The sequence below is a fragment of the Blastococcus saxobsidens genome (genome assembly GCF_002938435.1).
In the GTDB taxonomy this organism is placed as follows: domain Bacteria; phylum Actinomycetota; class Actinomycetes; order Mycobacteriales; family Geodermatophilaceae; genus Blastococcus; species Blastococcus saxobsidens.
The window spans coordinates 1-22188 of record NZ_POQT01000047.1; the positions used below are offsets into that span (position 1 = coordinate 1).

Here is a 22188-nt window from a genome sequence, read left to right on the forward strand (position 1 = left end):
CCGGGGCGGGCCGGGGCGACTCCGAGCCGTAGGCGAAGTCATCCGACCAGTCCTCGTCGTGGGGCGCAGCCTGGTAGCGGGCCAGCTCGTCGGCCAGCTCACGTTCCCGTTCCGTGTCCGACACCCGTTCGGCTTCGATCACCAGCGGGTCGCGGCCTTCCGCGAACGGGCGCATGGCGGCGGTTTCGCCGTCGGTGGGCACCGTCGCGACGACCCCGTCAAGGATCTGCTGCCACAGCGGCACCTCGACCTCGATGGTCGTCTTGCCGGTGACGTTGGCGCGGTCGAGCAGGTCGCGGGCCACAGCAGCCTGAACGGCCTTGGGCACGTCGGGGTCCTGCATCAGCGCCAGCAGCTTCATCACCGCGACGTCGCTGGCGTGGGCGATGCGCTCAGCGGCCTTCCGCTGCACCTGCGGGGCGGCCCCACCGTGCATCCGGCAGACCGCAGCTCCCTTGATAGGTGACTTCATGCAAGGGGAGCCGTCCTTCTTCCTCGCCACACATTTCTGCGGTTCAGGGAGAAGTCCGGCGGCCCGTCGCCGTTTCCGGTTGCCTGTACTCATCCAACATTCCTCATTCGCTCGTCCGACTAATGTCTGCCGCGGTCGCCGTATCACCACATCACCACTCAAGCGCCAGGACCCACCCCCGCCGCTTTGCCTGGCCCCGGCCCGGCCCCCTGCCGCCCCCTTTACTACTTCCCCCACACCCCTTAGTAGGAAGGTGGTGATAGTGGTGATACGGCGCATGAGTCCCGGGGTCTACCTGCGGGTTCGGCGTATCACCACTTCCCGCGAAGGCCGTGCAACGGCCGTGATGCGAGCCGTGATACGCGCATCTCATTCCCGTGCAGCTTTCACGGTCCCGGACCTCTGACCACCGCGTAGCACCACCTCGTAGCACCACCTGCTCACCCCCTCATCCCCTGCATGGTCGGATTGAGCCGGATGCCTTCTCTCATCCAGACGAACTTCTTCTCGCCGTCTTCCCGCACGACCTTCCGGCGGGCCGGGTAGCGGTCATCAATGCGCATTCCGAAGGCGTTCTTGTTCAGGCGCTCGGACGGCGCGACGTCGTTCAGCTCGCACCACGTCTGGTAAGCGACCCAGAAGGCGACGCGCGGTTCCTCCAACCCGTCGCCGGTCTCGCAGCAGTCGTGCAGGAAGGCGTCAAAGGGCGAGAGCGCTCGCCGGCTCTGCTCGGTGGCCGACTGCACGGCCAGCGGCACCGACCCCAGACCGGCGGCCTGGTACTGACGCAGTCCGTCCACCATCCAGGCCAGCGCGGCGGCGAGGACCGTGGGGCTGGCGAGCATCCGGGCGGCCTTGGTCGAGTTCTGCTTCTCCGGGGGCAGGCTGTTGAGGAACGGCAGCACGACCAGCCGCCGGAGGAACGCCTTGTCCGCCCCCTCGATGGTCGGCATGGCGTTGGTGACGATCACCGGCAGGTAGCCGGGCACCCGCACCGTGTCCACGCGGTCGTAGGAGTACCGGGCGGCCACCGGGTCCTGACCGGTGATCATCTTGATCTGGTCGGCGTGCAGCTTCCACTGCTGGCTCGCCTCGAACGCACCGATCAGCCGACACGGCAGCCGCTCCGCCAGGTCGCCGCGCGGACCGGCCTCCTGCTTCGCCCGCAGCATGGAGAGGTTGAACGCCATGCCGTAGTCCCCGAGCGCTTCTAGCAGCAGCTTCAGGAACGCCGACTTCAGCGCGTCATTCGGCCCGAGCAGGACGACCAGCAACTTGGCCGGGTTGCCGTCCAGAAGCGACATTCCGAAGATGCGCTGCGCATACGCCCGGACTTCCTCGTCCGGCAGCGCCAGGTCAAGGAACTCGTCCCAGTCCTTGTCCCTGGCGCCCACGAGGAAGTCGGCCTTTGTCATCCGCGTGAAGTAGTGAGCGGGAGAGTGCTCGCCGAGCTGCAACGTCTCCAGGTTCAGAACCCCGTTGCGACAGTTCAGGTGCTGGTCTCCCGGCCGGTCGAAGTCGTTGACGCTGGCGAAGAGCGTTCGCTTGCTGCGCAGCGCCTGCACGGTGGCGCTCTCGGCACCGCTCTTGCGTCGGCCCTTCACCCACTTGACGAACCCCTCGCGGTCCTCATCGGAGTACAGGTGCGCTTCCTGCTCCGGCAGGTTCTCGACCACCTTGCGGACCAGGCCACGGGTGCGGTCATCGCCTTCGGCCCGAAGCCGCCAGACCCCGCCGTCGTAGACGGCCCACTTCTCGGCATCGTTGATCCGCCGGAGAATGCGCGCGTACCGGTCGACGACCCGCTCGGCCATGCCGTAGTCGTCCCACGACCGCACCGGGTAGCTGGAACCGCTCGCGCTGCCCTGCTGCTGTCCGGCGTCGCCGGCGAGCTTGGCCAGCTTCTTCTTCTTGACTGGCTTGCCGTCGTGGGGTGCGTGCCCGGCGGCCAGGTGGTCGCGCACGTCCTTGCCCTCGACCGGCAGCCGCGCCTCCGCCGTCAGGTCGGCCGCCAGCACCGCCGAGAGCCGCTGGTGGGCGCAGGCGTACCCCGGCCCGTCGCGGTCGGCCCAGACCACCACCGCAGCCGCCCCGGCGAGGGTGTCCGTGTGCTCGGGCTGCCACTTGCCCGCCCCGCCGGGGTGGCAGGTTGCACGTGCTTCGGCGTCGTGGGCGGTGAACCAGTCGTTGAGGGCGTCGGCGTCCGATTCACCCTCGGTGAGATGGAGCTCCCAGCCGTTCTTCACGGCGTCGACCACTTCCGGCAGCCGGTACAGCGGCCGACGGACGCCGTGCATCAGCGCCTTGCCGTCCTTCTCCGGCCGCTCCTTGGCGGTCTTCGCCCAACCCCCACGGCCGTTCGGCCGCTGCTGCACGACGTCGGGCCTCTCGGCGTTCTCGTAGTACCGCTTGACGACGCGGAACAGGGCTTCACCCTGCTCGTCCACGTAGGCGTGGATCTTCGTCTTGTCTCGCAGAACCTTGCCCCGGCCGGGCTTCGGTGACGGGCCATCGACCAGGTCGGCTGCTGTCAGGCCGAGGGCCTTCAAGAACTCCGGACCGTTGGCCTTCGTCCGACACTGAGCGCAGGCGACGATGACCTTGTTCGGTGTCTCGTCTCCATACCGAGCCGTGAGAGAGGCGTTCTGGTCGCCGTTCCTGTGGTTCTCCTTGAGAGGGCAGTGCCAGTCTGTCTCGCTGCCTTCCTTCGGGGTCGCTCCCAACTCGCGAAGACGCGCTTGAACACGCGCCAACGCCGAACCTTTCTCGGGCGCACCCTTGCCGTCATGGCTGAACTTCTTTGCGGTCACCGGCCAGCCCGCCCACGAAGAAGGGCGACCTCTCCGCCGTTCACGGCGTCAGCGATCAACTGGTCAATGGCTGCCTTCTTCTCGCCGCTCAGCGCCTGACGCAGCTTTCGTCGCAGAAGCGCGAGCGGCATGGCACGCAAGCCGGTGGCTGCCCACCATTGGTCGAGGGCCTGACCGACGGCCGACTGCTTGGCGTCACTGTCACTGAATCCGATTTCGTAGCCGTCGCTCAGGAATGCGATATCCGAACCCGTGAGCCGGAAATCGGACGACCGCAGGGTGGTCCGGGGCGCTAGTGTGGTGGTGCTCATTGGTACTGCCTTCTTTCAGTGGTGGTCCTCATCAGGCGCCTCTCCTGTTGGTGGTTGTTCTCACTGGGCCTCCTTGGTGGATGTGTTGGCCGAAAGGGCCGGGTCGGCAGAAGCCATGTCAAACTGCTGCCTACCGGCCCTTTCGACTGCCCGATCAGAAGTCGAATCGGATGGGACCTAGGGGATAGGTCCGGTACAGGAACTCGAGGACGTCTCGCGGGTGGTCGCGGTCATGCAGTGCCTTGGCGTAGTCGCTGGGCAGCGTTTCCGCGAGAATGGCTAGGCGCTCGGCTTCCTTGTTCAGCTTCGCGATCTCTTTCCGCGCTTCCTTGGCAGGAATCTCGCGGTTCTTGATCTTCTCCCGAACCTCCTGAGCAGCAAGGAGATGCACCTGCGCCGCTTCGTGATAGCCAGCGGCGTCCTGCTGCACGACCTCCATGCGCTCCAGCGCGCTGTCCCGGATCATTGACTCCTGTTCGTCAATGACCTTCTCGCGCTGCTCGCGGTACTGCTTCTCTTCGACGCTGTTCCGGTAGGTCCGGGCGTTGAGGTCCGCTTCGGCCTCGGCCGGACTGCCGAAGAAGACGCCAACTTCGTCAAGCGCTCCCATCTCAGATTTCCCTCATTCCGTACTGCTCAGCCAGCTCCGCGTCGCCTTCTGCGGCGGCGGCACCGAGCTTCTTCTCGCGGTCGCGAAGTTCCAGGTAGTCGTCCTCGGCCTTGGTCAGTTCTCGTCGAAGCTGCCTGACGGTGTCGCTGAGCGCCTTCAGTCGCGGGGTGTAGCTCATTCCTTCTCTCCCTGGTGGTTGGTGCGGATGTTCGCCAGCAGCATCTGAAAGAGCTCCGACCTGCCCACGTTCATGACGGCGCAGAGCATGTCGACTTCGTGCATCTCACTGTTTGAAAGAGAGACGGTGAAACGACGGACGTCCGGCTTTACGTAGCGTCGACCAGGTGTCCTGAGCACTGGATCCCCTTTCGGTGTCACGGGCTGCGTGGTTGCTGCACCACCAATAGTTGGCACCGGCCGGAGGACTCATGGGATTTCTTCCGGGCTCTCGGCCGACACCCGTCTCGAAAGGGCATTCAGAAATACCGCTGTGGAGTTGTCAAAGAGCAAGCGGGCGCCCGGAGCAGCCCTATCCGCTCGTCACCCACGCCACCGCGACGAGGGGCAGTGGCGTGGGTGAACGAGAGCGGGTTACGGCTTCGTGACTCCCGGCAGGCGGAGCAGCGTCGTGCCTCGCTTGCGCGCCGAGTCGAGGAAGCCCTCTTCCACGAGGCCGACCTCCGCCATGACGGTGAGCAGCCGCAGGTAGTCGTCCCAGGTCAGCTCAGCGTCGATGTACAGGTGCGAGTGACCAGGTGTGGATGACGGCACCGCATGCACCGGTAGGTCGACGTCGATGGCGGGAGCGTGCCGCCCGTTGGTCAGCAGCGAGGACGCCACGTTGGCCTCGTCCGCCGGGACGACGGGCAACTTGAACACCCGATCCACCGGATACGTCTGGCTGTCGACGGACGGGTGGTAGTGCGTGAGCCGGCCGATCGCCAGCACAGCGGCTCGGAACTCGTCACTGATCCGGCGCCAACGCTTCTGCGCCTTCTTGGCCGCTGCCGCTTCCTCGGGGTCCACGTAGAACCGGTCGGCGGCGGCCCACTGGCGCTGCGTCTCGCTGAACCCGGCGTCGTCTCTGCGGACCGGCTCTCCGTCGACGAGTGGCGCCCCGTCGGCTGCATAGGCGTCGGCCTGTTCCGCACCCCTCAGGAACCGGGGATCACGTGCGGCGCTCATGCCGCACCGCCGTTGGTCTGGGGCGCCGCGTAGGCGAGCACGGCGCTACGCGGGATGCGCACGGCGGCACCGACCTTGCGGTACGGCAGGACGCCCCGGTAGCGGAGCCGGCGAACGGTCACACAGGAGACGCCGAGATAGGCGGCGGCCTCCTTGTCGGACCACATCTGGTCCGAGGGGCTGAGCTTGGTGGTGCTGGGCATGGCTCTCCTTCAGGAGTGCCGGTGCGGTGCCCTAGAGACGACGAAGGCCGGTCGGGCACACACCGACGGTTGTCGGATGTGCCACTGACCGGCCAGGGGGTGCGACGTCGCGGTACCGCCGATATGCCCGGCCGCTGTTCGCCCTCGCGATCAATCAGCCGCCTGCGCAGTTTCGACCAGGTATGTAAGAGCAGCGTTGGCGCAGGCGGTATGGAGTCCGTACGGGACAGCGGTGCGGCCACTGTAGACGCGGACGTACAGATCGGCCAAGGGAGCGCGGGGGATTGGACGACCGAAGCAGATCGGGTTATCCACAGCCCCGTTGGGTCAAGCGTTGGGTTGAGGGTGGAACCCAACCGGCGACCGGACGCCTCATCGGCGCACAATTCGGCACTCACCAGCGGATTCGCTGTTGTGCGGGAGAGGGGAGTCGAACCCCTACGCCCGAAGGCACCAGATCCTAAGTCTGGCGTGGCTGCCGTTACACCACTCCCGCGCGGTCGCCGAGTCTAGGAGTAGCCCGGCCGGGTGCTGCCGGAGACCGTGCCCGCGCTGATCGGCGCGTCGTCTGGCAGGCTGACGCCGTGCCTCGCGACCCACGACAGATCCAGCTGGAGATCGACTCGGCCCGCGAATCGCTGGCCGCCACGCTGGACCAGATCGCCTACCGGACCAGCCCGACGCGTCTCAAGGCGCAGGGCAAGAACGCCGTGCAGCGGTTCCTGAAGACGCCGGCCGGTCAGGCGACCGTCGGCGCCGTCGGTCTCCTGGTCACGTTCGTCGTCGTGCAGAAGGTCCGGCACCGCGGGCGCTGAGGCGCCCCTACTCACGGCGAAGGCCGGTCCACCCGAGGGGTGGACCGGCCTTCGCCGTGAGTAGGGGGCGGTCAGACGGAGGCGCGGACCAGCGGCATGACGACGGTGTCCAGCACCTCGTCGGCGAAGGGCACGTCCACCGGCAGCCCGGTCAGCAGCCAGCGCTGGACGATCAGCGCGCCGATGCTCTCGGCGGCGACCGACGTCCGGAACCCGGCACCCACCTCGCCGCGGGCCTCCGCCTTCTCCCACACCCGGTCGAAGGACTGCTGCCACACCGCGAGCGGCCCGTTGCGGAAGGCCTCGGCCAGTGCGGGGTGGCGCGGCACGGTGGACAGCAGCGACAGGGTGGCGGCGCCGGTCGGGCCGTTCACGACGCCCACGAGCGTGTGCAGCAGCTCCCGCAGGTCGCCCTCGAGCGATCCGGTGTCGGGGCTCTGCGCCTCTGCGGCGGTCAGGTCGGAGATGGTGTCGACGACGAGGTCCTGCTTCGTCCTCCACCGGCGGTAGATGGTCGCCTTGCCCACCCCCGCTTCGGCGGCGACGGCGTCCATCGTCAGCGCGCCGTAACCCACATCGGCGAGCAGCTGCAAGATGGCGGCGCGGATCACGCCGTCCCGGCTGGGGTCGCGCGGCCGGCCGCCGCGACTGGGTCGGGCTTCTTCGACAGTGGGGAATGCGGCCATGGGGGAAACCATAGACATTCAAGTTGTGGGGTTGCTGGATGTCTCCCGTGCATACCCTCGGAAGTGGGTTCCGACAACGCCGCGCGCCTTGCCCGCGCGGTCGCTCCCGTGAGTCACCCTCTGGGCGTGGGAACGATCTGCGGCGGGGCCTGTGGCTGCCGCCAGCACTGGGAGGTGCCGGGCCGCGCCACGCGGGCGCTGCTGGCAACCTCGATCGGGCACGTCCTGCCGCACGTCGCCCGGACCGCCAAGGCCCTCGGCCTCGCCGTCTACTCCTCCCCGCAACTGGTCGACGTCGTCGACGACCGCGGCGGGCACGGTCTGGAGCGGCTGTTCCAGCGGCTCGCCCGCGAGCTGACGGCCGCCGAGACCGAGGCCGTGCGGGTGGCCACCGACCCGCCGGACGACGGCGCTGCGCTGACCGCGCGGCTGCTCACCGCGCCCACGCTGGCCGTCGAGCTCGCCCGGCGCGGCGTCACCGTCGAGGTGGGGGTGCTGGCCGAGGCGGAGTTCTGGTCGGTCTACCAGCCGATCGTCTCGCTGGCCGACCGCTCCGTCGTCGCGCACGAGGCGTTGCTGCGCGGCCTCGTGGACGGCCGGGAGGTGGGCGGCGGCGACCTGTTCTTCGTCGCGGAGTCCGCCGGCTGGCTGCACCGGCTGGACCGGATCGGCCGCGAGTCCGCCATCGCCGGCGCCATGCCGTGGCTCGGTGGCGACGACCTGTTCGTGAACTTCAACCCGACCTCGATCTACCGGCCGCAGGTCTGCCTGGCCAGCACCGAGCGGGTCGCCCACGAGGTCGGCCTCGCGCCGCACCAGCTGGTCTTCGAGGTCGTCGAGTCCCACGCGATCGCCGATCGCGGGCACCTGGTCTCCATCCTCGAGCACTACCGCTCGCTGGGCTGGCGCGTCGCCCTGGACGACGTCGGCGCCGGCTGGTCCAGCCTGTCGCTGCTGGCCGCGGTCCGCCCGGAGGTCGTGAAGCTCGACAAGGGGCTGGTGCAGGAGCTGCCCGACGACGGCGCCCGCACGGTGCTCAAGGCCGTCACGGACCTGGCCCACCAGCTGGGCGCGGTCGTCGTCGCCGAGGGGATCGAGACCGAGCAGCTGGCCGAGGAGGTGACCGCGCTCGGGGCCGACATGGGGCAGGGCTGGCTGTTCGGCCGCCCGGTGCGCCCGGACCCGCCGGTGGAGGAGCCCGAGGGCCGCTGGCAACCGGTGGAACGCACCCGCTGAGCTCCGCCTCCGCTCCTCAGCCGAGGGCCCACCCGGTGAGCACCGGGCGGCCGTGCTCGTGGCCGAGGACCCCGTACCGGCCGGCGGGCAGGGCGAACAGGGCCCCGGCCTCGGGGGCGAGCCCCAGCCAGCGGGCGGTCAGCACGCGCAGCACGTGCCCGTGGGCCACGAGCGCGACGTCGCCGTCGGCCAGCCGGTCGCGGACCCGGTCGAGCACCCGGTCCACCCGGGTCCCGACGTCGGCCATCGCCTCGCCCGGGACATCGGCCGTGGTGCTGCCGTCGCGCCAGACCGACCACTCCCGGCCCAGCTCCTCGCTGATGTCGGCGGTCGTGCGGCCCTCGTAGCCGCCGTAGTCGATCTCCACCAGGTCGCGATCGACGTCGGTGACGGCCAGCCCCGCGAGCTCCGCCGTCCGCCGCGCCCGCTGCATCGGGCTGACGCGCACCTCCACGAACCTGCGGCCGGTCATCGCCGCCCGCAGGGAGCGCGCCTGGTCCTCGCCCTCGGGCAGCAGGGGGAGGTCGGTCGTCCCGGTGTGCTGCCCGGTCCGGCTCCACTCGGTCTGCCCGTGCCGCAGCACCACCACTTCGCCCACCCGGACATCGAACACGCTCCGGGGAACACACGCGCGGGATCGTGTGCTGGCCCCTGGCATGACCACCGCACAGATCAGCGACACGTTCAGCATCGGCGGAGACCTGCCCGTCCACCGGCTCGGCTACGGCGCCATGCAGATCACCGGCCCGGGCGTGTGGGGCGAGCCGGCCGACCGACCCGGCGCCCTCGCCGTCGTGCGCGCCGCCATCGAACAGGGCATCGACTTCATCGACACCGCCGACTCCTACGGCCCCCAGGTCAGCGAGCAGATCATCGCCGAGGCCGCCCACCCGTACCCCGACGGCCTGGTCGTCGCCACCAAGGCGGGCCTGACCCGCACCGGCCCCGGCGTCTGGCCCGTCTGCGGGCGCCCGGAGTACCTGACCCAGCAGGTGGAACTGTCGCTGCGGAACCTGAAGGTCGACCGCATCGACCTCATCCAGCTGCACCGCATCGACCCGCAGGTCCCGTTGGCCGACCAGCTGGGCGCGTTCAAGGAGCTGCAGGACCAGGGCAAGGTGCGCCACATCGGCGTCTCGGAGGTCTCGGTCGAGGAGCTGGAGGCCGCCCGCGAGATCGTCGACGTCGTCAGCGTCCAGAACCTGTACAACCTGACCAACCGGCAGAGCCAGGACGTGCTGGACTACGCCACCGCCGAGGGCATCGCCTTCATCCCGTGGTTCCCCATCGCCACCGGTGACCTGGCCGCCCCGCACAGCCCGGTCGCCGACATCGCGCGCGAGCTCGACGCCACCCCGTCGCAGGTGGCGCTGGCCTGGCTGCTGCACAAGTCGCCGGTCATCCTGCCGATCCCGGGCACCAAGTCGGTCGACCACCTCACCGAGAACCTGGGCGCCGCGCGCCTGACGCTCTCCGCCGAGGACATCGCCCGCCTGGACGCGCTGGCCTGATCCTCCCCGCCTGCACGGGGAGCGGGTGCGACGACGTCGTGGCCATCGAGCGCTGATGGCCACGACTTCGTCGCACTCGGCGGATCCGGACCCCGCCGCACGGATCCGCCGGGGCGCGCGTCAGCATGTCCGGCATGGACGCCGAGGACTTCCGTCAGGTCAAGGACGCCGTTCGTCAGCTGGTCCGCGAGTCGGTCGTGCCCCGCGAAGAGCAGATCGAGGACGAGGACCGCATCCCCGACGACCTCCGGGCGCAGGCGGCCGAGATGGGCCTGTTCGGCTACGCGCTGCCGGAGGAGCACGGCGGCCTCGGGGTGACCATGAGCGAGGACGTGGAGCTCGCCTTCGAGTTCGGCTACACCACGCCCGCCTTCCGCTCGCTGTTCGGCACCAACAACGGCATCTCCGGCCAGGTCATCGCCCGGTTCGGCAGCGACGAGCAGAAGAAGAAGTACCTGCCCGGGCTGTCGGCCGGGAAGCTGATCGGCTCCTTCGCGCTCACCGAGGCCGAGGCCGGCTCCGACCCCGCAGCCCTCCGCACCACTGCCCGCCGCGACGGCGACGGGTGGGTTCTCAACGGCAGCAAGCGCTACATCACCAACGCGCCGATCGCCGACCTCTTCGTCGTCTTCGCCCGCACCGATCCGGCCGAGAAGGGCGGGCGCGGGATCTCCAGCTTCGTCGTCGAGACCACGACGCCGGGTGTCACCGTCGGTCCCCGGGACAAGAAGATGGGCCAGGCCGGCGCCTGGACCAGCGAGGTGTTCTTCGACGACGTGCGGCTGCCGGCCGATGCGCTGATCGGCGAGGAGGGGCGCGGCTACGCCAAGGCGCTCACCGTGCTCTCCCGCGGCCGGCTGCACATCGCGGCGCTGTGCGTCGGCATGGCGCAGCGGGTGCTCGACGAGTCCGTCGCCTACGCCGCCACCGCCAAGCAGGGCGGGGCGCCCATCGGCCGCTTCCAGCTGGTCCAGGCCATGCTCGCCGACATGCACGCCGAGCTGCTCGCCGGCCGCAGCATGGTCCGCGACGTCGCCGCCCGGTACGACTCCGGCGAGGACACCTCGGTCGGCCCCTCGTCGGCCAAGCTCTTCTGCACCGAGATGGTCGGCCGCGCCGTGGACAAGGCGGTGCAGGTGCACGGCGGCATGGGCTACCTGCGGACGACGCCCGTCGAGCGGTTCTACCGCGATGCCCGGCTGTTCCGCCTCTACGAGGGCACCAGCGAGGTGCAGCGCGTGATCATCGGGAGCTCGTTGCTGCGCGAGGCCGGCATGAGGAAGGACCCTCCTGCTCCCCACCACTCGCAGGCTCGCGGCGGGCCCCTGCAGGAGAGCCGTTGACGCACGACCGCGACGTCCGTCGGCGAGCGGTCGCGGATCTGGGTGCGGCGCTGCGCGACCTGGTCGAGTCCGCGGTGCTCACCGAGGTGCCACCGGCGCAGCTGGCCGACGTCGCCGTCGCCGTCCGGCAGCTGGCCGAGCGGCTGCGCGCCGATGTCCGGGCACTCGCGCCAGATCGCCGGAAGCGAAGCTGCTGAACAAGTCACTGACGCACCTGGCGTCCGATCGAGATCGAGTCGTGGCCGACGGAGCCGACCACGATCGACGGTGGATCGAAGCTGCCTCGCCGACCCGGTCAAGCCGGGCGGGCCAGTAGTTCCGTCAGCGCTCGGTCGATGAATTCGTTGTCCGCCGGGTTCTGCCCCAGGCCGGCGAAGTGCCCGTAGATGGTCGGGATGACCCGGACCTCACCGTTCGGGATGAACTGGGAGGCCCACACCTCGTCCTCGGGTGGGAAGTACAGATCGGTCTTCGCCGGCATGGCGAGCAGCGGGCAACGGATCGAGCGCAGGGCCGCCTCGGTGTCGCCGTCGAAGCCGGGGGTCTTCCCGACGTCGCCGTGCTCCCAGGTCCAGAGCATGCCCAACAGGTCGTTGGGGTCGCGTTCGTCCAGCCAGTAGCCCTCCCAGAACCCGACGAGGAAGTCCTCCAGGGAGGAGAAGCCGAGTGTGCGGTACTCCCGTTGCCAGTAGAAGGCTTGGGAGAGGCCCCAGCCGGCGTAGATCCGGGCGAAGGCCCGCAGTCCGACGGTCGGCAACGCGTCGGGGGAGTAGCGCCCGCCGTCGAACACCGGGTCGGCCGTCAGTGCCGCGCGCAGGCTCTTCAGGAAAACCTGGTTGTGCTCACTGGTGACCGACGATCCGACGATGGGCGCGGCCCGCTTCACCATCTCGGGGTGACTGACCGCCCACTGGTACGTCTGGCCGGCGCCCATCGACGACCCGAGGACCAGTTCTACGGACTCGATGCCCCACTTCTGCGTGAGCAGCCGGTGCTGCACCTCCACCTGGTCGTAGAAGGTCACGTGCGGGAAGTTCGGCCCGTCGTAGGGCGGCGGGGTGTTGCTCGGCGACGTCGACAGGCCGTTGTTCAGTTGGTTCGGCATCACGATGAAGTACTTGTCGGGGTCGCAGGCCATGCCCGGCCCGACCGACCACTCGTTGGCGTCGTGCCAGGCGCTGTACCAAGTGGGGTGGACGATCACGTTGGACTTCTCGGCGTTCAGCGTGCCGTACGTCTTGTATGCGAGCTGCGCTCCGCGCAAGGTCGCGCCGCCCTGCAGGACGACGTCCCCCAGGTCGAAGAGCTCGTGGTCGGTGGGCCGTGGCATCGGTGCTCCTGGGGGCTCGGGACGGGAAGGTCAGGCTGGCTGGTCGGCGGCCTCGTCGAGGAGCTCCACCTGGTCGCCGAGGGACATCTCACCCGGCTGCTCCACGGTGGCGTACATGCCGAGGATGACCGCCCCGTTGTCCGGCAGGTGCGCCACCGGCGTGCTGAGGTCGGTCGCGAGTTCGCCTCGGTAGCGCACGATCGCCTTCAGCGTGCCGAAGTCGACCTCCCCGCTCTCGGGGTTCTCGTTGGTGACCACGCAGCGCGGCACCGGTCCGACCACCTGCACGGTGACCCCGCCGATCCGCAGGCGCCGGCCGGCCCAGGTGTCCTCTTCGTGGACGTCGCAGCCGTCCACCTCGACGAGCATCCGGAACCGGCGGTGGTCCAGTCGCTCCCCGTCGGGGGTGACGCGGCGCAGGTGGTCGAGCGTCGCGGTGGAGATCAGCGTGACCGGGTGCACGTCGACCGCGTCCCCGGGCCGGTCGACCGCCACCAGGTGCACCTCCTGCCCGACGAAGTCGCTGAGCGCTGCCGACCACGGCCCCTCGACGAGGTGCCCGTCGACGTCGCGGCCGTAGAAGTCCGTGCGCACCGCCTCGCCGAGCTCGGTGGTCGGGCCCTCCACGGGTGGGCGGCGGGGGAACCGCAGCCGGAGGTGTGCCCCGTCGGGGTCGAGCTCGGCGGTGAGCCGCACGAGCGGGCCGTGCTGCTTGCCGTTGAACAGCCGCCGTCGCGCGTCCACCAGGTGAAAGCGCCGATTCTCCGGCACCCCGTTCTCGGTGACGGTCACGGTCCGCGGATGGTGCAGGGCGGTGCCCTTGACCGGGGTGGTCGAGAGTCGGGAGACGAGCGGCATGGTCCTCCGTCCGGAATCGGTGTCGGTGCGGTTCTCGACCGTAGCCGGGGTCGGACGGCCCAGCTTCGGCATCAGTGCCGGCGCCTGCCGCCGCCGGGCAGTCGCCGTCCCGCGGGAGGGCCGGTGACCACCGGCTCCCCGCTGCTGGCCCGGTCGACCCGTGCGCGGTCCGCACGGCCCGCGTCGCGCAGCACGCCGGTGAGAGGGCGCCGGACCCCCACGCCGTAACGGCGCTGGGCCGGCTGGTCGCACGCCGGGCACGGCGCCGCCGCGGGTGCCTCGCGCATCTCGCGGTGCAGGTCGAACGGGCCGCACTCGGGGCAACGGAACTCGTACAGCGGCATGCGGTACTCCTCTCGGGAGGACGGCAGGGGGTGGCGCGGGGCGGGCCGGGGCCCGCCCCGCGCCACCAGGTGCAATGTCTGCAGGTCAGTCGGCCGTCAGGTCCCGGCCTCCGCCGGCACCACCGGGCAGGATGTTCCGGTCGAAGATCGACAACGGGATGCTGATGGAGACCGCACTGTTGGGGATGTCGACCACCCCGCCGATCCGCCCGTCGATCGGTGCTGCCCCGAGGAACAGGTAGGCCTGCTCGAACGTCCAGTCCATGGCCGGCATGAGGAAGTTGATGGCGTTGAGGCAGGCCTGACGGTAGGCGACGGTGGCGTTCATGTAGTAGTTCCGGCCGTTCTCGACGCTGATCCCCTCGAAGGTGATGAACTCCGAGTAGTTCGGACCGACCCGGCCGGGCTTGAAGAACGGCATGGTCTGCTTGTAGCGGTCCATCCCGCCCTTGATCAGGTCGAAGTGCAGATCGATGAACCCGGGCATCTCGATGGCACCGCAGAAGGTGATCTCCCCGTCCCCCTGGGCGAAGTGCAGGTCACCGATGGAGAACTTCGCCCCGGCCACGTACACCGGCATGTAGACCCGGCTGCCCACGCCGAGGTCCTTGATGTCGACGTTGCCGCCGTGTTCCCGCGGCGGGATGGTGCGGCAGGCCTCGGCGGCCGCCCGGTCCAGGTCCGCGCCGCGTAGCGTGCCCAGCAGCGCGTCCTTGGGGAGCGGGGGCAGGGCCAGCGCCGGAACCTGTGGGGTGCCGGGCACGTCGCCCTCGTGCGCCGGGATGTCGCCGGTGACCCGGTCCGGGTTCTGGTCGATCAGCGCCTGCTCCCGGCGGTTCCACTCCGCCAGCAGATCCGGCGACGGGGCGCAACCGAAGAGCCCCGGGTGGGAGTTGCCGATGAACCGCACGCCGGGGACGTGCCGGCTGCTGGTCCAGATCCCGTCGAGGTCCCAGATCGCCTTGGACGCCTGCGGCGAGTAGTCGGTGAGGAACCCACCGCCGTTCTCCTTGGCGAAGATCCCGGTGTAGCCCCACTCCTGCTCCTGGAAGGGGCCGATGTCCACGATGTCGACGACCAGCAGGTCACCGGGTTCGGCGCCCTCGATGGCGATCGGTCCGCTGAGCATGTGGCACGGATCGATGTTCATGTCGCGGATGTCGTCGGCGTCGTCGGTGTTGCGGACCTGGTCGTCGGTCCAGTCCTTGCACTCGATCCGGTACGTGCCGCCGGGGGCGACCGTGCTGGCCGGCGGGATGTCGGGGTGCCAGCGGTTGTGGCCGGGCACCGTCTGGTCGCGCATCGACACGCTCAGGTCACGGTTGATCTCGAAGATGACTTCAGGCATGGGAACTCCTCAGGTCTGTGCGGGCGGGACGGACGGACGGGTGCACTCAGAAGGACGACCTGGGAACACCCATGCCGGGATCGATCCGGGTCGGCCCGGACGCCGACGGTGCGACGTCGAAATCGAAGATGCCGGTCGGGAGGTAGACGGTGGAGCAGGAGTTCGGGATGTCGACCACCCCGGACAGCCGGCCCTCGATCGGTGCGGCGCCGAGGATCATGTACGCCTGCTCCGGGGAGTAGCCGAACTTCGTCAGGTAGTCGATCGCGTGCAGGCAGGCCCGCTGGTAGGACAGGTGCGAGTCCAGATACCGCTGCTCGTCGTCGAGGGTCACCGACGTGCCGGAGAAGGCCAGCCACTTCTCGTAGCGGGGCTCCACGTTGCCGGGCATGAAGATGGCGTTCTCACTGACCCCGTAGGTGTCCATGCCACCCTTGATCAGGTCGACGTGCAGGTCGATGAAGCCGCCCATCTCGATGGCGCCGCAGAAGGTGATCTCGCCGTCGCCCTGGGAGAAGTGCAGGTCGCCCAGAGACAACTTCGCGCCGGGCACGAAAACCGGGTAGAAGACCCGGCTGCCCTTGGTCAGGTTCTTGATGTCCTGGTTTCCGCCGTTCTCCCGGGGAGGGGCGGTGCGGGCCGCTTCGCCGGCGACGCGGTCGAACTCCGCGCCTTCCAGGCCACCGAGGATCGCGTCGTGCGGAAGCGGGGGCAGCGCCAGCGGCGGAACACGGTCGGGGTCGGTGGCGATCAGCGCACCCTCCCGGCGGTTCCAGCGGGCCAGCAGCTCCGCCGACGGCGCGGTACCCATCAGGCCGGGGTGCACGATGCCGGTGAACGAGACGTGGGGGACGTGCCGCGAGGTGGCCGTCTGCCCGGCGAAGTCCCAGATCACCTTGTAGGCGTCCGGGAACTGGTCGGTCAGGAACCCGCCGCCGTTCTGCTTGGCGAAGATGCCCGTGTACCCCCAGCCCTGCCCGGCCAGCGGGCCGGAGTCCTCCTGCGGGATCGGGCCCACGTCGAGGATGTCGACGATCAGCAGGTCACCGGGCTCGGCGCCCTCCACGGCGAAGGGGCCGCTGAGCACGTGCACCGTGGACAGCGGCGCGTCCCGGACGTCGTCGGCGGAGTCGTCGTTGTGGATGGCCCCGTCGAACCACTCGCGGCAGTCGACCCGGAAGGTGTCCCCGGGGCGGACGGTCACCTGGGCCGGGATGTCGGGGTGCCACCGGTTGTGACCGAGGTACTGCTGATCGGTGAACTTCTTGCTGGAGTCGAGGGGGAAGACGAGTTCGGGCATGGGCTGGCCTCCTGGTCTCGGGCGGGACGCTGGAACGTGCGGCGATTGCTCGGTCGGCTGGTCACGTCCTCCGGGCGGCCGGCTGCGGCCTCCCGGGAGCAGGCTCGCTCTGGGGCAGCCCAGGCGCCGGGGAGTCGATTGCTGCAGCGCGCCGGTCGCGGAACATCGGGAAGAGGGCCAGGGACAGCAGTAGGACGACGGCGAGCACGATCGCCGTCGTGGTCACGTTCTCCTGCCACACGCCGGTGAGGAGCAGGAACGCGGGGACGGCGCAGGTCGCGACCCCGGCGACGACGGCCACCAGCCCGGTGAACCGGGTGAGCTCCTCCCGCTTGAGCCCCAGCACCAGGAAGAACAGCGCCCACAGCACCGCCCAGTACAGCCAGATGACACCGAAGGCCGGGTCGTCGAGAAGTCCGAAGTTCAGAACCGCATAGACCACGGCGCAGGATGCGACGAAGGCGGAGAACCAGCCGAGCCCGGTGCCGTCCAGGCCGAGGGTCAGGTTCAGACCCACGTACAGGTATGTGAACCCGAAGAGGTAGAGCCCCGAGGCGCTGAGGACGACGTCCGGGTCGCCCCCCGAGGTGACGATCAGGTAGGTCGGCGTGAAGACCTGCAGCCCGCCGACGAAGAAGTTCAGGGGCGCGGCTGCCCGGGCGTCGACCCGGCCCAGCAACATCAGCCCGTTCACGATCAGGACCGCTCCGACGTACAGCAGACCGACGCTTGCCATCTCGATCGCTCCTCTCCGTGCGGCCGATCGGGTCCCCTGTCGGGATCTGCGGGGGCGCCGCCCTCAGGGGCGAGGCAGCCGGCTCCAGGCCGGATCGCGCACCATGTCGGCCCGCCGGCCGGGACCTGACCCCCGAGGCGGAGTGGAGACGACGTCGGGTCGGTCCCGGCTGCGCTCGGTGCGTTCGATGAGTTCCCGGCGCACCGGGGAGCCAGCCGAGAGGCGGGGTGCGGTGAAGACGCGGGCGGCGGCCGAACCGCAGGCCGGACACGGGACCGCAGCGGGAGCGGCACCCATCGCGCAGCGAGTCTCGGTCGTGGCGTGGTCGGGGCAGCGGTACACGTAGACGGGGATGTCGGGACCTCCGGATGTACCGGTGGAGGGTCGTGCGACCCCTGAACCCGTCGCACTGTGGTCTGCATCACAGTGTCGGTCAAGCTCTGCGAGCTCTCGACCAGTCGCCCGTCGGGACTCCTACCGGGCATGACCAGCGTGTCGTGACGCACCGGGGTCGGTCGTCCGACCTTGTCGGCTCGATGGGTAGGAATGCCTGCGGTGTTCCGTCGCGCCGAGCCCCACCAACAGCACCCGCGGGCAACTGGCCGACCTCGAGCTGCGGCACCGCGGCCGAGCATGCGCCAAGGACCGCATCCGCTGCACCAAGGACACCGGGCCGACCAACCTGCCGCTGCACGACGTGGACTACAACCAGATCTGGCGCACCATCGTCGCTCGCTTGCTCACTGGTCGTCCGGATGCGGATGCGCACCTGGCCGACCACCCCCTGCCGCCGTCGTCACGATGCCGTCACCCGGCTACGCGACCTCCTCGGCGGACCGGTGGCCGCTCACCACCCCGGACCGTGGAACCGGCGCCCACCCGAGCGACCTCGGCCGAACAGCCACACCCGATGCCAGGGTCACGCCCCGGCAGCCCGTCGTGTCGCATCTCGATGATCAATGGAGGCCGACGAGCGATCCGGGCCAGTCGTGGGCTAGTTGGCGCGCGGGCCGGGGGCGTTCGCCGCGTCGCCGTCCGGGTCGAGCGTCGGCCCACCCGCCGGGCGGAGCAGGGCCCCGGGCGCGCCCACGCCGTCGCCGAGCGCGGCGACGAACTGGCGGAGCACGTCGTCGCCCCGGTGGAACGGGGCCCAGTCGAGCAGCTTGCGGGCCCGGTTGGTGTCGAGCGCGGGCACCTGGGTGCCGATGTCCAGCCATCCCGGTTCGGTGGGCACCACGTGGGCGGCGTGGGCGGCGGCCAGGCCGGCCCGCAGCACCAGCGCGGGCGTGGGCACCCGGAACGTGCCGAGCGCCTTCGCCAGGGCGTCGGCGTCCATCAGCGGTTCCGCCGCGAGGTTGAACGGGCCCGGGGCGCGCCGGTCCAGCATCCGCTCGATCGCGTCGGCGACGTCGTCGGCGTGCACGAAGGAGACCGCCAGCGCCGGCAGCGGAAGGGGCAGCAGGCGGGCCACCGGGCCGGGCAGCATCCGCGCCGCCGCGAACAGCAGCGGGCCCAGGAAGTAGCGGCCGATCTCGCTGCTCGCCTCCGGCTGCAGCACCAGGGTGGGTCGGACGATGGTCAGCGCGGTGTCGCGGTGGCGTCCGAACACCCCGCGCACCACCTGCTCGGCCGCCGACTTGTCGCGGCTGTACTGGGCGCTGGGGATGCCGGTGGTCGGCCAGTCCTCGGTCACGCGGTGCCCGCGGGCCCCTCCGGCGTAGGCGCCGATCGAGCTCATGTGCACGAACTGGTCGACCCCCGCTGCCGCGGCGGCCCGGGCCACCCGGCGGGTGCCCTCGACGTTGACCTCGTGCAGGTCCTCCGGGCGTCGTCCCGGCTGGAGGGCCCAGGCCAGGTGGACGACGGCGTCGGCGCCGTCGACGAACTCGGCCACCTCCCGCTCGCTGGCCGCCTCGCCCAGGTCCGCCAGGTGCCAGCGGACGCCGCCGTACGGCGCGATCGAGGGGGGCCGGCGGCGGGCGAGCCCGCGGACCTCGGCGACGCCGGCCTCCGGGGCGGTCAGCCGGCGGAGCAGCGCCGTGCCGACGTTGCCGCTGGCGCCGGTGACGGCGACCGTCCTGCCGGCGAGGTGACCGGGGGAGATGTTGGGCATGACCTGCCGCTACCCGACCGGGCTGCCGCCAATCGGCCTCAGCTCGTGCGCGCCGCGCCGGCGGGCGATCGGCGGGGACCTCAGCCGGGCCCGAGCGAATCTGCCCGCGACCCTGCCGCCGGCGTGCCCGTGAGCTCCACGAACAGCACGTGCGTGTCCGTGTCGCCGATGTTCTCGCCGGAGTGCCGCTGCGCCGGCAGCCACCCCCCGGCACTGTGCTCCTGCGCACCGCAGGTGCACAGGGGCCGGCGCACCCCGTCGGCTCCGCTCCCGGGCGCCCGGTTCAGGTCGCCGGGGTCCTGCGACGCCTGACGACGAGCACGGAGACGGCGGCCGCCAGCAGGGCCAGCCCCAGCCACACCGCGGTCTCCAGGACGCTGCCGAGCGTGCGCACCTCGTCGGTGGCCGCGCCGGCCCGGTCGCTGGTCACGCCCCAGGCGCCGAGCAGGGCCAGTGCCGCTCCGTAGGCGAGCCAGCCGGCGGGGCGTCGTCGGCCATGCCGCCCCCACATCAGCGGAGCGGCCAGGACGGCGCTCACGGCCGCCAGGTGCAGCAGGACCGCCACGGCGATGGTCCCCTCGGTCATGCCGGCAGTCTCCCAGCCCGCGCGGTCCTCATCGGGCCCGCGAGGTGGGGGTCACCCCGACGGGCGCGCCCTCGTCCAGCGCCTGCCCACGCAGTTCGGGGAGGCCGAGCGCGGCGACCGCCCCCAGCACGAAGAAGGCGGCGAAGACGCCGAACACCAGGCCGGTGCCGCCGGCGTCCACCAGCAGCGGCACGCACAGCGGGGCGAGGATCGAGGCGATCCGCCCGAAACCCGCGGCGGCACCCGCGCCCGTCGCCCGCAGGGCGGTCGGGTAGATCTCCGGGGTCACCGCGTAGAGCGCGCCCCAGGCGCCGAGGTTGAAGAACGACAGGACCATGCCGGTGACCAGGACGGCGGAGTCGGCCTCGGCCGCGGCGAACATCCCGGCGCCGACCGCGGACCCGACGAGGAACGTGGCCAGCGTCGGACGCCGGCCCCACTTCTCGATGAGGTAGGCCGCGACCGCGTACCCGGGCAGCTGGGCCAGGGTGATGATCAGCGTGTACTGGAAGGACTTCACCAGCGAGAAGCCGTCGTTGAACAGCAGCGTCGGCAGCCAGATGAAGGCGCCGTAGTACGCGAAGTTGATGCTGAACCAGACCACCCAGAGCGCCGCCGTGCGAGAGCCGGTCCCGGCCGCCCAGAGCGCGCCGAGCCCCGCCGCCCGGGCCGGGGGCGCGGGCGGTGGCGACTGCACCGGCTCGACGTCGGCCGCCCGCTCGAAGCGGCGCACCGTGGCCTCGGCCTCCTCGGTGCGGCCGCGCAGCTCGAGGAAGCGCACCGACTCCGGCAGCCCGCGCCGGACGACGACGGCGTACAGCGCCGGCACCGCGCCGATCGCCAGCGCCCACCGCCAGCCGTCGTCGCCGCGGGGCACGACGAAGTAGCCGATCAGCGCGGCCAGCGTCCACCCCACCGCCCAGAACGCCTCGAGCAGCACGACCACCCGCCCGCGGACCCGGGCGGGGGCGAACTCGCTCACCAGGGTGGACGCCACCGGGAGCTCGGCCCCGAGCCCGAGCCCGATGAGGAAGCGGAAGACCAGCAGCGCGCCCACCGACCAGGACAGGGCGGCGGCGCCGGTGGCCAGCCCGAAGACCAGCAGCGTGAGGGCGAACACCTGGCGGCGGCCGTACCGGTCGGCCAGCAGCCCGCCGAGCGTGGCACCGAGCGCCATCCCGACGAACCCGATCGACCCAATCAGCGACACCTCGCCGTTGGACAGCCCCCACTGGGCGACGAGCGCCGTCATCACGAACGAGATGAGCCCCACGTCCATCGCGTCCAGCGCCCAGCCCATGCCCGAGCCGACGACCAACCGGCCGTGCTCGCGGGTGAAGGGGAGCCGGTCGAGGCGTTCGGCGCGGGTGAGCCGGGACGTCGTGTCCGTCATGCGCTCCAGTCTCCCGATCGGCGGTGTCAGCCGCGCACGTGGGCGGTGACCAGCTCCGCGGTGCGTTCGGCGGCGAGCTCGGGGATCCAGTGCGTCACGTCCTCGAGCACCTCCAGGCGGTAGAAGGCGTCCACGAAGCGGGCGGTGTCCTCGGTCGCGGCGCGGCCGAGGAACGCGTCCCCGGTGCTCCAGACGTGCAGCGTGGGCACGCGCACCGTGCCCACCGGGTCGCGGCCGCTCCACGGCAGCGCGCGGTACCAGTTGATCGCCGACGTCAGCGCCCCCGGCTCCTGCATCCGCCGCACGTAGCGGTCGACGTCGGCCTCGGGGAGACCCCCGTGCTCGAGCATCCGGCGCATGGCCGCCCCGTTCCCGGCGAGCAGCAGCCGTTCGGGGAGCAACGGGAGCTGGAACAGCCCCATGTAGTAGGAGCGCAGCGCCTGGTCGCTGGTCACCATGGCCCGTGCCATCGCGCCGGGGTGGGGCACCGACAGGGCCGTGAGCGTCCGCACGCGCTCGGGGTGCCAGGCGCCCAGCGCCCAGCCGACGATGCCGCCCCAGTCGTGGCCGACGACGTGCGCCGACGGGAGGCCCGCGGCGTCGAGCAGCGCCAGCACGTCCTCCACCGTCTCGCGCAGCCGGTAGGCGCCCCGGCCGCGCGGGCGGGCCATGGGGGAGTAGCCCCGCTGGTCGGGGGCGAGCGTGCGCAGCCCGTGCTGGTGCAGGGCCGGCGCCACCCGGTCCCAGGCGGAGGAGTCCTGCGGGAAGCCGTGCAGCAGGACGACCGGCTCGCCGTCGTCGGGCCCGGCGTCCCGCACGTCGAAGGTGAGCCCGTCCCGCCGGTAGCTGTCCACGCAGCAGATGCTGCCTCGCGCGGAGCGCGATGTCGCGACGAAGGGGGCCCGGAGGGTCCGCTGAGGAGCGACGGAGCCGCCCTGCGAGGCGGTCCGACGAAGGGCGGCCGGAGGCCTCCCTGAGAAGGGCCGGGAAGGGCTCAG

General features: G+C 70.8%; 25 protein-coding genes, 1 tRNA gene and 2 pseudogenes. 6 read left to right on the forward strand and 22 right to left on the reverse strand.

The window, feature by feature from the left end; genetic code table 11:
* The 9 genes and pseudogenes from C5507_RS20095 to C5507_RS20125 form a co-directional block, all read right to left on the reverse strand.
* On the reverse strand, positions 1-412 hold a 412-nt coding region (locus tag C5507_RS20095; protein ID WP_211295538.1), incomplete at its 3' end, for a hypothetical protein.
* Between the two features lie 18 nt (positions 413-430).
* A pseudogene (locus C5507_RS23565) lies at positions 431-751 on the reverse strand (hypothetical protein); the annotation flags it as partial.
* 161 nt (positions 752-912) lie between these two features.
* On the reverse strand, positions 913-3282 hold the full coding sequence (locus C5507_RS20100; protein WP_130504126.1) for a DNA primase family protein: 2370 nt from the start codon (positions 3280-3282) through the stop codon (positions 913-915).
* Positions 3279-3593: a hypothetical protein gene (locus C5507_RS20105; RefSeq protein WP_104530280.1), complete on the reverse strand. Its 315-nt coding sequence runs from the start codon at positions 3591-3593 to the stop codon at positions 3279-3281. The genes C5507_RS20100 and C5507_RS20105 overlap by 4 nt, the downstream gene beginning before the upstream one ends.
* A 154-nt stretch (positions 3594-3747) precedes the next feature.
* A complete protein-coding gene (locus C5507_RS20110; RefSeq protein WP_104530281.1) occupies positions 3748-4203 on the reverse strand; it encodes a hypothetical protein in 456 nt (151 codons plus the stop codon).
* 1 nt (position 4204) lies between these two features.
* Positions 4205-4381: a hypothetical protein gene (locus C5507_RS22540; protein ID WP_158657666.1), complete on the reverse strand. Its 177-nt coding sequence runs from the start codon at positions 4379-4381 to the stop codon at positions 4205-4207.
* A gap of 413 nt (positions 4382-4794) precedes the next feature.
* The gene (locus tag C5507_RS20115) at positions 4795-5388 is read right to left on the reverse strand and encodes a hypothetical protein (protein ID WP_104530282.1); all 594 of its coding nucleotides are present in this window, start codon (positions 5386-5388) and stop codon (positions 4795-4797) included.
* On the reverse strand, positions 5385-5591 hold the full coding sequence (locus tag C5507_RS20120) for a helix-turn-helix domain-containing protein (RefSeq protein ID WP_104530283.1): 207 nt from the start codon (positions 5589-5591) through the stop codon (positions 5385-5387). The genes C5507_RS20115 and C5507_RS20120 overlap by 4 nt, the downstream gene beginning before the upstream one ends.
* Positions 5592-6006: 415 nt before the next feature.
* Positions 6007-6087, reverse strand: a tRNA-Leu gene (locus tag C5507_RS20125).
* 88 nt (positions 6088-6175) lie between these two features.
* Here C5507_RS20125 and C5507_RS20130 point away from each other — a divergent pair.
* Positions 6176-6406, forward strand: a complete 231-nt coding sequence (locus tag C5507_RS20130) for a DUF3618 domain-containing protein (RefSeq protein WP_104530284.1) — start codon at positions 6176-6178, stop codon at positions 6404-6406.
* A gap of 71 nt (positions 6407-6477) precedes the next feature.
* Here C5507_RS20130 and C5507_RS20135 read toward each other — a convergent pair whose 3' ends face one another.
* Entirely contained in the window at positions 6478-7092 is a 615-nt protein-coding gene (locus C5507_RS20135; RefSeq protein ID WP_104530285.1) for a TetR/AcrR family transcriptional regulator, read from the reverse strand.
* Between the two features lie 126 nt (positions 7093-7218).
* On the opposite strand from C5507_RS20135, the gene C5507_RS20140 reads away from it, so the two are divergent.
* Positions 7219-8328 (forward strand): EAL domain-containing protein, encoded by a 1110-nt coding sequence (locus C5507_RS20140; RefSeq protein WP_104530286.1) that lies wholly within the window; start codon positions 7219-7221, stop codon positions 8326-8328.
* Positions 8329-8344: 16 nt separating this feature from the next.
* Here C5507_RS20140 and C5507_RS20145 read toward each other — a convergent pair whose 3' ends face one another.
* Positions 8345-8926 carry a histidine phosphatase family protein gene (locus tag C5507_RS20145; protein WP_104530305.1) on the reverse strand — a complete coding sequence of 194 codons (582 nt, stop codon included), beginning with the start codon at positions 8924-8926 and terminating at the stop codon, positions 8345-8347.
* A gap of 58 nt (positions 8927-8984) precedes the next feature.
* Here C5507_RS20145 and C5507_RS20150 point away from each other — a divergent pair, with 58 nt between their 5' ends.
* The 3 genes from C5507_RS20150 (at position 8985) to C5507_RS20160 (ending at position 11379) form a co-directional block, all read left to right on the forward strand.
* Complete coding sequence (locus tag C5507_RS20150; RefSeq protein ID WP_104530287.1) at positions 8985-9839, forward strand: aldo/keto reductase; 855 nt, start codon at positions 8985-8987, stop codon at positions 9837-9839.
* A 134-nt stretch (positions 9840-9973) separates the two neighbouring features.
* Complete coding sequence (locus C5507_RS20155) at positions 9974-11182, forward strand: acyl-CoA dehydrogenase family protein (protein WP_242610912.1); 1209 nt, start codon at positions 9974-9976, stop codon at positions 11180-11182.
* A complete protein-coding gene (locus C5507_RS20160) occupies positions 11179-11379 on the forward strand; it encodes a hypothetical protein (RefSeq protein ID WP_104530288.1) in 201 nt (66 codons plus the stop codon). The genes C5507_RS20155 and C5507_RS20160 overlap by 4 nt, the downstream gene beginning before the upstream one ends.
* Before the next feature lie 98 nt (positions 11380-11477).
* Here the strand turns inward: C5507_RS20160 and C5507_RS20165 are convergent, their stop codons facing one another.
* From C5507_RS20165 to C5507_RS20190, 6 genes are all read right to left on the reverse strand, one after another.
* A complete protein-coding gene (locus C5507_RS20165) occupies positions 11478-12512 on the reverse strand; it encodes an alpha/beta fold hydrolase (protein ID WP_104530289.1) in 1035 nt (344 codons plus the stop codon).
* 30 nt (positions 12513-12542) lie between these two features.
* Complete coding sequence (locus tag C5507_RS20170; RefSeq protein ID WP_158657667.1) at positions 12543-13370, reverse strand: MOSC domain-containing protein; 828 nt, start codon at positions 13368-13370, stop codon at positions 12543-12545.
* A gap of 71 nt (positions 13371-13441) precedes the next feature.
* Positions 13442-13714, reverse strand: coding sequence for an FmdB family zinc ribbon protein (locus tag C5507_RS20175; RefSeq protein ID WP_104530291.1), 273 nt, complete (start codon positions 13712-13714; stop codon positions 13442-13444).
* A gap of 85 nt (positions 13715-13799) precedes the next feature.
* Positions 13800-15062: a formamidase gene (gene fmdA / locus C5507_RS20180; RefSeq protein WP_104530292.1), complete on the reverse strand. Its 1263-nt coding sequence runs from the start codon at positions 15060-15062 to the stop codon at positions 13800-13802.
* 46 nt (positions 15063-15108) lie between these two features.
* Positions 15109-16362, reverse strand: coding sequence for a formamidase (gene fmdA / locus C5507_RS20185; RefSeq protein WP_104530293.1), 1254 nt, complete (start codon positions 16360-16362; stop codon positions 15109-15111).
* Between the two features lie 61 nt (positions 16363-16423).
* A complete protein-coding gene (locus C5507_RS20190; RefSeq protein WP_104530294.1) occupies positions 16424-17098 on the reverse strand; it encodes an AmiS/UreI family transporter in 675 nt (224 codons plus the stop codon).
* A 577-nt stretch (positions 17099-17675) separates the two neighbouring features.
* Between C5507_RS20190 and C5507_RS23570 the strand changes: the two are divergent.
* Positions 17676-17892 (forward strand): annotated as a pseudogene (locus C5507_RS23570) (IS1380 family transposase); the annotation flags it as partial.
* A gap of 200 nt (positions 17893-18092) precedes the next feature.
* Here C5507_RS23570 and C5507_RS20205 read toward each other — a convergent pair.
* The 5 genes from C5507_RS20205 to C5507_RS20225 all read right to left on the reverse strand — a co-directional run bounded on the left by C5507_RS20205 (position 18093) and on the right by C5507_RS20225 (position 22044).
* A complete protein-coding gene (locus C5507_RS20205) occupies positions 18093-19211 on the reverse strand; it encodes an NAD-dependent epimerase/dehydratase family protein (RefSeq protein ID WP_104530296.1) in 1119 nt (372 codons plus the stop codon).
* 80 nt (positions 19212-19291) lie between these two features.
* Positions 19292-19465 (reverse strand): hypothetical protein, encoded by a 174-nt coding sequence (locus C5507_RS20210; RefSeq protein ID WP_207225631.1) that lies wholly within the window; start codon positions 19463-19465, stop codon positions 19292-19294.
* A gap of 29 nt (positions 19466-19494) precedes the next feature.
* Entirely contained in the window at positions 19495-19797 is a 303-nt protein-coding gene (locus tag C5507_RS20215) for a hypothetical protein (RefSeq protein ID WP_104530297.1), read from the reverse strand.
* Between the two features lie 28 nt (positions 19798-19825).
* Entirely contained in the window at positions 19826-21190 is a 1365-nt protein-coding gene (locus tag C5507_RS20220; RefSeq protein ID WP_104530298.1) for an MFS transporter, read from the reverse strand.
* Positions 21191-21216: 26 nt separating this feature from the next.
* Positions 21217-22044: an alpha/beta fold hydrolase gene (locus tag C5507_RS20225; protein WP_104530299.1), complete on the reverse strand. Its 828-nt coding sequence runs from the start codon at positions 22042-22044 to the stop codon at positions 21217-21219.
* Positions 22045-22188: the final 144 nt, after the last annotated feature.

What these genes read in the sequence shown, in the direction of transcription:
- C5507_RS22540 (WP_158657666.1), bottom strand. Translation starts at nt 4,381, where the DNA reads ATGAGCTACACCCCGCGACTGAAGGCGCTCAGCGACACCGTCAGGCAG.
- C5507_RS20115 (WP_104530282.1), bottom strand. Translation starts at nt 5,388, where the DNA reads ATGAGCGCCGCACGTGATCCCCGGTTCCTGAGGGGTGCGGAACAGGCC.
- C5507_RS20150 (WP_104530287.1), top strand. Translation starts at nt 8,985, where the DNA reads ATGACCACCGCACAGATCAGCGACACGTTCAGCATCGGCGGAGACCTG.
- fmdA (WP_104530293.1), bottom strand. Translation starts at nt 16,362, where the DNA reads ATGCCCGAACTCGTCTTCCCCCTCGACTCCAGCAAGAAGTTCACCGAT.
- C5507_RS20135 (WP_104530285.1), bottom strand. Translation starts at nt 7,092, where the DNA reads ATGGCCGCATTCCCCACTGTCGAAGAAGCCCGACCCAGTCGCGGCGGC.
- C5507_RS20170 (WP_158657667.1), bottom strand. Translation starts at nt 13,370, where the DNA reads ATGCCGCTCGTCTCCCGACTCTCGACCACCCCGGTCAAGGGCACCGCC.
- C5507_RS20190 (WP_104530294.1), bottom strand. Translation starts at nt 17,098, where the DNA reads ATGGCAAGCGTCGGTCTGCTGTACGTCGGAGCGGTCCTGATCGTGAAC.
- C5507_RS20165 (WP_104530289.1), bottom strand. Translation starts at nt 12,512, where the DNA reads ATGCCACGGCCCACCGACCACGAGCTCTTCGACCTGGGGGACGTCGTC.
- C5507_RS20110 (WP_104530281.1), bottom strand. Translation starts at nt 4,203, where the DNA reads ATGGGAGCGCTTGACGAAGTTGGCGTCTTCTTCGGCAGTCCGGCCGAG.
- C5507_RS20215 (WP_104530297.1), bottom strand. Translation starts at nt 19,797, where the DNA reads ATGACCGAGGGGACCATCGCCGTGGCGGTCCTGCTGCACCTGGCGGCC.
- C5507_RS20155 (WP_242610912.1), top strand. Translation starts at nt 9,974, where the DNA reads ATGGACGCCGAGGACTTCCGTCAGGTCAAGGACGCCGTTCGTCAGCTG.
- C5507_RS20120 (WP_104530283.1), bottom strand. Translation starts at nt 5,591, where the DNA reads ATGCCCAGCACCACCAAGCTCAGCCCCTCGGACCAGATGTGGTCCGAC.
- C5507_RS20175 (WP_104530291.1), bottom strand. Translation starts at nt 13,714, where the DNA reads ATGCCGCTGTACGAGTTCCGTTGCCCCGAGTGCGGCCCGTTCGACCTG.
- fmdA (WP_104530292.1), bottom strand. Translation starts at nt 15,062, where the DNA reads ATGCCTGAAGTCATCTTCGAGATCAACCGTGACCTGAGCGTGTCGATG.
- C5507_RS20220 (WP_104530298.1), bottom strand. Translation starts at nt 21,190, where the DNA reads ATGACGGACACGACGTCCCGGCTCACCCGCGCCGAACGCCTCGACCGG.
- C5507_RS20205 (WP_104530296.1), bottom strand. Translation starts at nt 19,211, where the DNA reads ATGCCCAACATCTCCCCCGGTCACCTCGCCGGCAGGACGGTCGCCGTC.
- C5507_RS20105 (WP_104530280.1), bottom strand. Translation starts at nt 3,593, where the DNA reads ATGAGCACCACCACACTAGCGCCCCGGACCACCCTGCGGTCGTCCGAT.